Origin of the sequence: Streptomyces sp. NPDC006283, assembly GCF_040613325.1 — a bacterium.
Lineage (GTDB): Bacteria > Actinomycetota > Actinomycetes > Streptomycetales > Streptomycetaceae > Streptomyces.
Window position 1 is genome coordinate 1 of record NZ_JBEXRZ010000432.1, and the last position, 2,193, is coordinate 2,193.

Sequence of the window (2,193 nt, forward strand, 5' to 3'; positions counted from 1 at the left end):
CGACAACACCAAGCCCGCCTCAGCCACTACAAACAACGCGGCCACACACCACCCGAAACCAAACAACCGTCACGACAAGAACCGTTGCAGTACTAGTCTGGTCGCTCAACAATCGGATGATCTTCCGCGCACCGGTGCTGTCCACCGGACTGCGCATCCTCAACATCCACCACGGCCCACTGCCGGCCTATCGGGGGCTGCCCGAAGTAGCCCTGGTGTACGCGATGCTGCACGGCGAGCGGGAGTTCGCCGCGACGCTCCACCAGGTGGATGAGGGAATCGACACCGGCCCCACTCTGGCCGCCGATTCCTATCCGATCGGCCCGGACGAGCCGTACCACGTGGTGCTGCGCCGCGGATTGCAGACCTGTCACCAGCTGTTCGAGCGCTGCGTACCCCTTGTGGCAGCCGACCCCGCCTGGGCCGGCGAGCCCACCCCGCCCACCGGCGCGGACGACGGCGACTACTTCGGCCTCAAAGCACTGGCGCGCCTCCCCCAGCACCGCAGCCACCCGAACTTCGCCCGCGCCACCGACCTGGGTTTCCTGGTCGGCTACCTCCCGGAGCTCGCCACAGCCCTGCGATGACGCGGGCAGCCATCCGCCCGCCGGCCCGACCCGGCCCGAGCCGGCGCATGGGCACACACCTCTGACATCTGTCACGACCGCGCCGATGCCGCCTCGCCCTGGCACGGCCGGTGCGCTGCGATCTGTGATCAGCGCGTCTCGCTGGGTTGCCCTACTGGGCCGGTGGGGCTGGCTCTGCGCACACTGGGATTACGTGCGGGACGATCGCCGGTGAGACGGCGGAGCGCGAGGATCTGCTTGCTGCCGCCGTCGTCAAAGCCATCACAGGAACTGGCACGCGCGCCGGGAGTGTCTTTCTCCGCTCCGGCAACCGCCTTGCCGCGACGTGCGGAGTGCCGCCTCCATGCTGGGCGGCTGGCGCCTCATTCGGGTGAGCAGCCCCATCCCGGTCGCCGGCGCGTACAGCTCCGGGCGCACCATCCACCTGACCGGCGCCGAAGAGACGATGTGCCGGTTTCCGCAGCTCGCGGTGGCTCTGCCATACGCCTTCAGCTCCTGCTCCGTGCCAGTGTGCGCAGGCAGCGAGTCACCGACAAGCTGAAGAGCTACGGCACCGCCCACCGCGAGCTCATGCGCTCGGTGGAGCATCGTTCACACAAGGGCCTCAAATCTCCGTCAGCGAATTCCAGCGAGGGACTTCAGATAACCGAACAGCCTGTTACTTTTAAGAATGCACGGCAAGCAGACCGAGCGGGCCTTGGGGGTGCACTACGTCGTCTAGGATAGCCGTAGGATGGTTGCCGCTTTTCTGGCCTGGGTCCTTCATGAGCCCGCCCGCTCCCGTCGGCGTACCAGCAAGCCAGCTCCAATCAATGACAAACCGAGAAGTCCATAGACGAGAACGGGTGCCGCGCTGAAGTATCCGGCACCGGCTTGATTCCAGCCACTCCACAAAGCAAGTGTATACAGGTACTGATCCAGAACGTACTGCTGCTCCAGAGTTCCGATAACCCCAAAGGCTAGCGCGCAAGCGGCCAGGAAGGCGTTGTGCTGAATCACGGCATGCAACACAAGGGCAAAAGCCATCGTGGTCAGCCCCCAGATGCCCACAGAAAAGAGCATGGCAGCGGCCAATAGTGTGACGAGTCCGGTCCAGAAATGCGATCCCCGCTGCGCTGCCTGGCACCGGATCCAGGGATCCACCAGCACAAAGCATACAGGTCCTGCCGGTATCCAGAACACCTTGCCCAGCCCATTGATGTCGAAGGCGAATGGGGCACCGAGCAGAGTAACGGCACCGAAAATGATCAATGGGACCGAAGATGGCCGACGATCACCTCTTGCTTGTCTCCGCAGCCGTTCCACCCTAGTCAAATCATCACGTGCGTCCGTTGTCATCTCGAATCCTCTCCTTAGCCAGTACAGAGAACTCTGCGCTACAGAGACGAGAAGGCGTGAGTAGCCACTGCTCAATCCCAGGAGGCCTATAAACGAGGGATTCACCAGCCCTTTTTGTAGAAGCTGAGAGCGGTGACGGCCTCGATGATGAGGGGAAGCAGTGAGGGGTCCGCGCTAGGAGTTGTCGTCAAAGTGTCACGCTCACATCAACAGCGATGCGAGGGTGACGGCCGCCTCGTAGGACTCGACGGTCTTGTCGTATCTGGTG

At 63.3% G+C, this 2,193-nt stretch carries 2 protein-coding genes; one reads left to right on the plus strand and one right to left on the minus strand.

The genetic code is table 11. The features are described 5' to 3' along the window. Nucleotides 1-587: formyltransferase family protein (locus tag ABZ070_RS36985; protein ID WP_356640554.1), on the plus strand; the 587-nt coding region annotated here is incomplete at its 5' end. Nucleotides 588-1,349: 762 nt separating this feature from the next. Here ABZ070_RS36985 and ABZ070_RS36990 read toward each other — a convergent pair. Further along, a complete protein-coding gene (locus ABZ070_RS36990) occupies nt 1,350-1,838 on the minus strand; it encodes a hypothetical protein (protein ID WP_356640556.1) in 489 nt (162 codons plus the stop codon). Nucleotides 1,839-2,193: the final 355 nt, after the last annotated feature.